We start from the raw sequence: 7,584 nt of genomic DNA on the forward strand, positions 1-7,584 counted from the left end.
GATGCGCATCCGGCGCGCAAGGACTCGCCCCTCGGCGTGTGTGCCACGCGAGAGACGAGACTCGGGGGGGAACACCAAGGAAGCCTCCTCGTGTTCCCCGCCGCCGGGTCACCCACCGGGTGAAGGGGTTGAGGTTGTCAGCCCGCCGAGGACCAGGTCTGTGGGCGCCGGCCGGTTCGCAGGATGCGGTGCCCGGTGTGCGCGACGGAGCGGAAGAAGGGGAGGAGCGACGGGCGGGTGTCGCCCGGTGCGGCGCCGGCCTCGAGCCCGTCATCGCCGATGACGGCGACACCGGCGCCCTCGTCCATGCAGTCGCTCGCGAGGAGCGGATCGACGTCGCGCTCGATGGTGCCGGCGATCACGGTGATGCAGTCCGCTGTCACCGCCCGGCTCGCCGAAGCGGTCACGCTCAGCCGTGAGGTGGCGGGAGCGAGGATGGCGCGGATGGCCTTCGCGAGTTCGGCGCGGTCGGCGACGCTCACCGCCGCGGTGCCGGGGAACGCATCCCCGAGGTCGATGCTGTCGAATCGGCAGCCGACGACCGCCTCGATGTCGGCCATGAGTGCGACCACTCGCGCGATCCGGGCCACGTAGAGCTGCGGCGTCGCTTCGGGAGGAACGTTCAGGGAGAAGCCGGACACCCGCACGCCGAGACTGGCGGCGAAGCGAACCGTGCGGAGTGCATCGAGCGGGCGGATGCCTCGGGGCAGCGCATGAGCGCCGCGAGCCGGGTCGTCGGAACGCAGCCGGAGCAGCAGGCGCAGATCATCGGGATACCCGACGAACTTCTCGACGTCGGCCGTGCCGTCGACGATGAATCGCCGCACCCCCGCGTTGTATGCGGCGAGCACCTCGTGCGGGTGCACGACGGCAGTTGCATGCAGAACCCGGGCGAGGTCGATGCGCGCTCGGGTGATCGCTTCGAGTGCGCCGTCGTGCGACACCACGAACGACCCGCCATCGGCCGTGATCGCGGAGACGAGGGCAGGATGCGACAGCGCGCTCACGTCGTAGTGCACGTCGACGGAAGGGAACGCCGAACGCAGCGCTCGGTACTGCCGGGCGGCGCGACCGATGTCGAGCACGACGAGCGGGAGCCCGTGCCGTTCGACGAGACGGTCCATGCCCACCTCCGGAACGGGCGGCGCGTCGGGTACTGCGCCGCTGGTCCGTCCTGGTCGTGCTGCGGTGAACATGGGCCCTTCTCCTCGCTGCTTCGCTTCGACCAGGGGCGCCGCCTGTCGGGTCAGGCGGCCTCCCTCGGGTATCTGGTCGGCGTGTTCACCATGCTGGCCCTGCGCGCACTGACCCGCATCCGGGGGTCCACCCTTTTCCTTTGCGTGTTGGCACGGATGCGGTCGGATGGCGTCGTCGGCGATGATTGTGGACATGTGCCTCCGTGTTGTGATCGTCGACGACCACGCACGTTTCCGCGCCCAGGCGACCGAGCTGCTGAAGCTGGAACGGTTCTCGGTGGTCGGCGATGCCGCCACCGGCTCGAGCGGCATCGAGTTGAGCCGCCGTCTCGCGCCCGATGTGGTACTCCTCGATGTCGGCCTGCCCGACGCGAACGGCTTCGATCTGGTGCCGGCGATGCACGCGACGGGGGCGGCGGTCGTGCTGACCTCCAGCCGGGCGTCCCGCGACTACGGTCGGCGCATCCAAGACAGCGGTGCAGAGGGGTTCATCAGCAAGGCGGAGTTGAGCGGCGAGGCGATTCGCAGCCTGCTAAGGTAAGCGGCGTGCTGGCGGGTGAGAGCAGGGATTCGCGCGTCCTCAGGGTGGCCGTCGCCGATGACGCCGTGCTTCTCCGCGAGGGGATCGGGCAGATCCTGCGCGCGGGCGGAATCGAGGTCGTCGCCTCGGTCGACACCGCTGAAGAAGCGCTCGCGGTGGTCGCCGCCGACCCGTCGATCGACGCCCTGGTGCTCGACATCAAGATGCCGCCGACCCACACCGACGAAGGCCTGCGGGCGCTCGAACGGCTGCGCGCATCCGGGTCGTCCGTCGGCGTGCTGCTGCTCTCCATGTACACGACGGCGGCATACGCCATTCGGGCGATGAGCGCCGGAAGCGGCACGGGCTACCTGCTGAAAGACAGGGTCGCGGATGCGAACACCCTGGTGAACGCCGTGCGCAGCGTCGCCGCCGGCGGCTCGGTCGTCGACCCCGAGGTCGTCGGCCTCCTCGTCTCCGGGCGTTCCGCGGAGGCCTCCCTCGACGCGCTGTCGGCGCGGGAACGCGACGTGATCCGGCTCATGGCCGAAGGAAAGTCGAACGTAGGCATCGCCGCCGAGCTGCACCTGAGCCTGCGCACGGTCGAATCGCACATCGGCCACATCATGGCCAAGCTCGACGTCGAAGATTCGGCGGAGGGACACCGCCGGGTGCTCGCGGTGCTGCGCTTCCTCGGCCGGGACGACTGAGATGACCGCGGCGCGCTACACGGTGCGCGCGCTCGCCGTGGTGATCGCGGTGGCCTCGAACGTGATCGCCCAGGTGCTGAGCGCCATCACGGGAGACTACGGGCCCCGGCCGTCGGGAGTCGGCTGGGCGATCGTGTTCGTCGTGGTGGGGCTCGACTACGCCGTGTGCGCCGTCATCGCCTGGAAGATCGTGCGCAGCCCCATCCCCGGCTGGATCATGGTCGCGGCATCGATCCTCTGGACGGCGGGTGCGTGGTATCCGTTGACCCGCGACTACGGCTGGTTGTGGCCGCTGCTCGAAGGCGTGACCGACCTGTGGGCCGTGCTCGTCGGCATCCTCGTGCTCTGCTATCCGACCGGGCGCTTCGTCGCGCGTTTCGACCGCGTCATGGTGGTGGCCGTCGCCCTCGCCTTCCTCGTGCGGTTCACGGGCATCCTGCTGTTCTCGTCGCCGACAGCCGAGGAGTGCGGATGCGTTCCCAACGCGTACGCGATCGTGCCCAGCGACGGTGCGGACTTCTGGCTCGGCGTCGCGTGGCGGCTCGTCGGCCTCGCCCTGATGCTCACCGTGGCGGTGCGGCTCACGATGCGCTGGTTCCAGAGCACGCTGCCGGCGCGGCGCGTGGCTTTCGTGATGCCTCTGGCGCTGCTGATCTGGTGCTACGGCACCGTGCAGGACTCGCTGAGCTTCACACTCGGCTGGGACGGCGGGTGGTTGCAGTTCATTCCGCCGGTCGCGATCGCGCTCATCCCTCCCTCGTTCGTCGGGGGCGTCATGTACGCCCGCGGGCTGCGCTCGCGGGTCGCCGATCTCGTGATCGTCGCCCGCGACAAGGTGGACCGCACGCTGTGGGAGTCGTCTCTGGCGCGAACCCTGCACGACAGCTCGCTGCGGGTCTACTGGTGGGACGAGCATCTGACGGGATACCAGGCGTCGGACGGCGAACGGATGCCCGAGGGCGCACCGATCGAACGGCCGGGGCGCTCGACGCTCGCGATCGACTCGGATCAGGGCCCGATCGCCCTCATCGAGCACGACGTCGCCCTCACACAGGACGACAGGCTGCTCGACGCCGTGTCGTCCGCGTTGCTGCTCTCGGTCGACAACGACCGGCTGCGCCACCGCCTCGAACGCACCCTGCAGGAGGTGCGCGACTCGCGACTGCGCATCGTCGAGGAGGGCTACCTCGCCCGGCGACGGCTGGAACGGGATCTGCACGACGGCTCCCAGCAGCAGCTCGTCTCCCTCGCGATCGGCTTGAGGATAGCCACGTCGAAAGCGCAGGCCGCCGGGAACGACGACGTGGTCGCCGACCTCGAGCGCGCGTCGGCACAGCTGGCGGATGCGCTGAAGGAGTTGCGGGAACTGGCCCGCGGCATCCACCCCACGGTGCTGACCGACGGAGATCTGCGCTCGGCGATCGACGAGCTCGCGCTGCGCAGCCACCTGCCGGTGGAGGTGGCGATCGACGTTCCGGAGCGGCTGAGCGAGGTCGTCGAGGAGACCATCTACTACTGCGTCGCCGAGTGCCTCGCCAACGCGGCCAAGCACTCCAACGCCCGCAACTGCGCCGTGACGGTGACCCGCACGGACAGCACGGTTTCGGTCGTCGTCAAGGACGACGGACAGGGCGGTGCCCGCGTCGAGCCCGGGGGAGGGCTCGAGGGCGTTCGGGACAGGGTGGAGGCGGTCGACGGCCACGCCGAGGTTCAGTCGGTGGCCGGCCTGGGCACGATCATCGAGTTCACGATCCCCGTCTGACCGGGGCCGGGGTTACCGGCGCGGCGAGGTGAGGGTGCTGGCGTAGATCTGATCGCCGGCGGCGAAGGCCGTCCAGCCGGCGGGGCAGCTGACACCCTGGTCGGGGATGCCGTTGACCGGCCACCAGCTGTCTTGGATGTCGGGTTTCTGCATCTTGGTGGCCTTCGTGCAGGTGCCCGCCTTGAAGTGCGTCTTCGACGTGTAGGTGAGGATGGCGCCCTTGCCCTGGGTGTCGTAGTCGACACGGATGATCGTGGCGTCGTCGGGAACGAACGCCGGCGAACCGAACGCCGACGTCGCGGTCGCGGTAAACTCCTTGGCGTCCGCGTAGATGGCGGAGTCGACGTGCGGTGTGAACGCGGCGATGACGGAGCATCCCGTGAGGCTCGCGGCGACAGCCGACACGGAAAGGGCCAGGCCGACTAGACGGACACGGTGCACAGAGATCTCCCAGAGAGCGAACGGACGGTGAGCCCAGTCAAGCGGATGAAGCTGAATGCCGCATCGGCCGGACGGATGATCTCGGTCACGGGCTGAACCGCGCGGCGCGGAGATCGACGCGGTATCTCGCGGTACCCACCCCGAGCAGTGGCGTGGACTCCGCGCGATAGTGCTGCAGTGCGATGTGCTCGTGGTCGACCGCGGGGTGTCCGCTCGCTCTGACCACGCGCCACCACGGCACCTCGGAGCCGTAGTACGCCATGATCTGGCCGACCATCCGGGCCGCCCGCGAACCGAGCGTGGCGGCGACGTCGCCGTACGTCATGACGCGACCCGGCGGGATCGAGTCGACCACCGCTAGCACGCGCTCGACGAACGGCGGTTCGTCGTCGGGTTCCGGCACGGGCGCCGGGCCGTCAGAGCTCGAGGGCACCGACCGTCTCGCCGTACTGGGTCTCGCTCACAGGGGCGAACCCGCTGCGCAGGAAGAACTGTTCGGGGCCGAGCTCGCCCGACTCCCAGATCACGTAGAGGCGCTTCAGCCCCCGGCGACGCGCCTCCTCGGCGAGAGCCTGAACGGCGAAGGTGCCGATGCCGCGGCCCTGGTCGTCGGCGTCGACGTTGATGCGCCACAGGATCGAGTGGAACTCCTCGTGCTCTGCGTCGGGGTCGAAGTTGCCCATGATGAAGCCGACGACCTCGTCGCCGTCGCGCACGACGCGCTGCCAGGAGGTGGCCGGGTTCGACACGGCGGCGGCCGCGGAGTACGAGACGGGTGCGACGAACTGTTCCTGGCCCGGCTTCAGTGTGAGGGCGTTCGCCGCCACCACATTCGACGCGCTCAACTCTTCAAGTCTCAACTCAGCCATGACGAAAGGGTAACCTGCGGCGGGGACGCAGGCATAGTTGCGCCGGCCGACCATCGCCTGAGAGAAACTATCTCGATGTCAAGATACTTGCTCGGCTCGGGTAAGCTGTCAACGGCCAAAACATGGCAAAGACTTGAGGAGATCCATTGGAAAAGATCAAGGTTGAAGGCACCGTCGTCGAACTCGACGGCGACGAGATGACCCGCATCATCTGGCAGTCGATCAAAGATTCGCTCATCCACCCGTACCTCGATGTGAACCTTGAGTACTACGACCTGGGCATCCAGAAGCGCGACGAGACCGACGACCAGATCACCGTGGATGCGGCCAACGCCATCCTGAAGCACGGTGTCGGGGTCAAGTGCGCCACGATCACGCCCGACGAGGCGCGTGTCGAGGAGTTCGGCCTGAAGAAGATGTGGCGCAGCCCGAACGGCACCATCCGCAACATCCTCGGTGGCGTGGTCTTCCGCGAGCCGATCATCATCTCGAACATCCCGCGTCTGGTTCCCGGCTGGAACAAGCCGATCGTCATCGGCCGCCACGCGTTCGGCGACCAGTACCGCGCCACCGACTTCACCTTCGACGGCCCGGGCACGCTCACGATGAGCTTCCAGCCCGCCGACGGCGGCGAGGCTCAGACGTTCGAGATCTACCAGGCGCCCGGCGCCGGTGTCGCGATGGGCATGTACAACCAGGATGCGTCGATCCGCGACTTCGCGCGCGCGTCGTTCAACTACGGTCTCGACCGCCAGTACCCGGTGTACTTGTCGACGAAGAACACCATCCTCAAGGCATACGACGGCCGCTTCAAAGACCTGTTCCAGGAAGTGTTCGAGGCCGAGTACAAGGAGAAGTTCGACGCCGCCGGTCTCACCTACGAGCACCGCCTGATCGACGACATGGTCGCCTCCAGCCTCAAGTGGGAGGGCGGCTACGTCTGGGCCTGCAAGAACTACGACGGCGACGTGCAGTCCGACACGGTGGCGCAGGGCTTCGGCTCGCTCGGTCTGATGACCAGCGTGCTCACCACCCCCGACGGCAAGGTCGTCGAGGCTGAGGCCGCGCACGGCACCGTGACGCGCCACTACCGTCAGCACCAGCAGGGCAAGCCGACGTCGACCAACCCGATCGCCTCGATCTACGCCTGGACGCGCGGCCTCGCGCACCGCGGCAAGCTCGACGGCAACCAGGCGCTCATCGACTTCACGCACACGCTCGAAGACGTCGTCATCAAGACGGTCGAGTCGGGCAAGATGACGAAGGACCTCGCGCTCCTCATCGGCCCCGACCAGCCGTACCAGACGACCGAGGAGTTCCTCGCGACCCTCGGCGACAACCTGAAGGCTCGCCTGGCGTAGTCTCGCTCGTCGCACAGGGCCCGGTGGATGCGCATCCGCCGGGCCCTGTGTCGTCCGTGCGCCCCGTGGGGAGTGCTGCCGATGTCCCCGCGTCTGTGTATTCGCTATGGTCGTAGGTGCGCTCACCACTTGGGGGGAGCTCAAGCGCGGCACTACCCGGCCGCGGCATGAGATGGGATGAGATGAACAAGAACGCAACGCGACACACGTTCGCGGCGACCGCGGTGCTCGCCGCCGTCTTCGCGCTGGCCGGCTGCTCGGCGGGAACCTCAGACGCCAAGTCGGACACCGGTGCGGACAAGCCGGCGGCGCCGGCGGCACAGAGCCACGATGCTGCGTGCAAGATCGTGGAGGACGGCTTCAAGAAGGTCGCCGACCTGCAGGGCGAGGTCAGCTCGGTCATGGGCGACCCGTCGAAGGCGTCGGCACTGCTCGACAAGCTGGACACCCAGGTCAAGGCCATCGACGACAAGATCGGCAACGCCGACGTCAAGAAGGTCACTTCGGACGCCGCGACAGCGATCGACGACTACGCCGTCTACATCAAGAAGGCGCTCAGCGACCCGACCTCGATCGACGTCAGCGAGGTGCAGTCGAAGGCTCAGGACCTCGGCACCAAGTTCACCGCCGTGCAGAAGGAATGCTCGTAGCGGGCATCCGCTAGCCGCCGAGGGGTGGCGCCGGGCCCGGGGCGACCCCCCCCGATAAGGGCGGGGGGGGGGCCC

The 7,584-nt window shown here is 68.3% G+C and carries 9 protein-coding genes; 5 read left to right on the forward strand and 4 right to left on the reverse strand.

From position 1 onward, the window contains the following. Positions 1-137: 137 nt before the first annotated feature. Positions 138-1,196, reverse strand: a complete 1,059-nt coding sequence (locus ACFVWR_RS18700; RefSeq protein ID WP_387215810.1) for a hypothetical protein — start codon at positions 1,194-1,196, stop codon at positions 138-140. A gap of 166 nt (positions 1,197-1,362) precedes the next feature. On the opposite strand from ACFVWR_RS18700, the gene ACFVWR_RS18705 reads away from it, so the two are divergent. Genes ACFVWR_RS18705 through ACFVWR_RS18715 form a run of 3 tightly spaced genes read left to right on the forward strand, consistent with a single transcriptional unit; the run spans position 1,363 to position 4,188 of the window. Further along, positions 1,363-1,737: a response regulator gene (locus tag ACFVWR_RS18705; RefSeq protein WP_387215813.1), complete on the forward strand. Its 375-nt coding sequence runs from the start codon at positions 1,363-1,365 to the stop codon at positions 1,735-1,737. Between the two features lie 5 nt (positions 1,738-1,742). After that, positions 1,743-2,426 (forward strand): LuxR C-terminal-related transcriptional regulator, encoded by a 684-nt coding sequence (locus ACFVWR_RS18710; RefSeq protein WP_387215816.1) that lies wholly within the window; start codon positions 1,743-1,745, stop codon positions 2,424-2,426. A 1-nt stretch (position 2,427) separates the two neighbouring features. Beyond that, positions 2,428-4,188, forward strand: a complete 1,761-nt coding sequence (locus ACFVWR_RS18715; RefSeq protein ID WP_387215819.1) for a sensor histidine kinase — start codon at positions 2,428-2,430, stop codon at positions 4,186-4,188. Positions 4,189-4,200: 12 nt separating this feature from the next. Here the strand turns inward: ACFVWR_RS18715 and ACFVWR_RS18720 are convergent, their stop codons facing one another. The 3 genes from ACFVWR_RS18720 to ACFVWR_RS18730 all read right to left on the reverse strand — a co-directional run bounded on the left by ACFVWR_RS18720 (position 4,201) and on the right by ACFVWR_RS18730 (position 5,498). Continuing rightward, the gene (locus tag ACFVWR_RS18720; RefSeq protein WP_387215822.1) at positions 4,201-4,629 is read right to left on the reverse strand and encodes a hypothetical protein; all 429 of its coding nucleotides are present in this window, start codon (positions 4,627-4,629) and stop codon (positions 4,201-4,203) included. An 85-nt stretch (positions 4,630-4,714) separates the two neighbouring features. Then, the gene (locus ACFVWR_RS18725; protein ID WP_387215825.1) at positions 4,715-5,062 is read right to left on the reverse strand and encodes an MGMT family protein; all 348 of its coding nucleotides are present in this window, start codon (positions 5,060-5,062) and stop codon (positions 4,715-4,717) included. Continuing rightward, on the reverse strand, positions 5,046-5,498 hold the full coding sequence (locus ACFVWR_RS18730; RefSeq protein WP_387215829.1) for a GNAT family N-acetyltransferase: 453 nt from the start codon (positions 5,496-5,498) through the stop codon (positions 5,046-5,048). Before ACFVWR_RS18730 ends, ACFVWR_RS18725 begins: the two co-directional genes overlap by 17 nt. A gap of 146 nt (positions 5,499-5,644) precedes the next feature. Between ACFVWR_RS18730 and ACFVWR_RS18735 the strand changes: the two genes are divergently transcribed. Next, positions 5,645-6,859 (forward strand): NADP-dependent isocitrate dehydrogenase, encoded by a 1,215-nt coding sequence (locus ACFVWR_RS18735; RefSeq protein WP_387215833.1) that lies wholly within the window; start codon positions 5,645-5,647, stop codon positions 6,857-6,859. A 182-nt stretch (positions 6,860-7,041) separates the two neighbouring features. Then, positions 7,042-7,509 carry a hypothetical protein gene (locus tag ACFVWR_RS18740; protein ID WP_387215836.1) on the forward strand — a complete coding sequence of 156 codons (468 nt, stop codon included), beginning with the start codon at positions 7,042-7,044 and terminating at the stop codon, positions 7,507-7,509. The last annotated feature ends 75 nt before the right edge of the window (positions 7,510-7,584 follow it).

The sequence above is a fragment of the Leifsonia sp. NPDC058292 genome, assembly GCF_042880955.1.
In the GTDB taxonomy this organism is placed as follows: Bacteria; Actinomycetota; Actinomycetes; order Actinomycetales; family Microbacteriaceae; genus Leifsonia.

What these genes read in the sequence shown, in the direction of transcription:
- ACFVWR_RS18700 (WP_387215810.1), bottom strand. Translation starts at nt 1,196, where the DNA reads ATGTTCACCGCAGCACGACCAGGACGGACCAGCGGCGCAGTACCCGAC.
- ACFVWR_RS18705 (WP_387215813.1), top strand. Translation starts at nt 1,363, where the DNA reads ATGGCGTCGTCGGCGATGATTGTGGACATGTGCCTCCGTGTTGTGATC.
- ACFVWR_RS18715 (WP_387215819.1), top strand. Translation starts at nt 2,428, where the DNA reads ATGACCGCGGCGCGCTACACGGTGCGCGCGCTCGCCGTGGTGATCGCG.
- ACFVWR_RS18730 (WP_387215829.1), bottom strand. Translation starts at nt 5,498, where the DNA reads ATGGCTGAGTTGAGACTTGAAGAGTTGAGCGCGTCGAATGTGGTGGCG.
- ACFVWR_RS18740 (WP_387215836.1), top strand. Translation starts at nt 7,042, where the DNA reads ATGAACAAGAACGCAACGCGACACACGTTCGCGGCGACCGCGGTGCTC.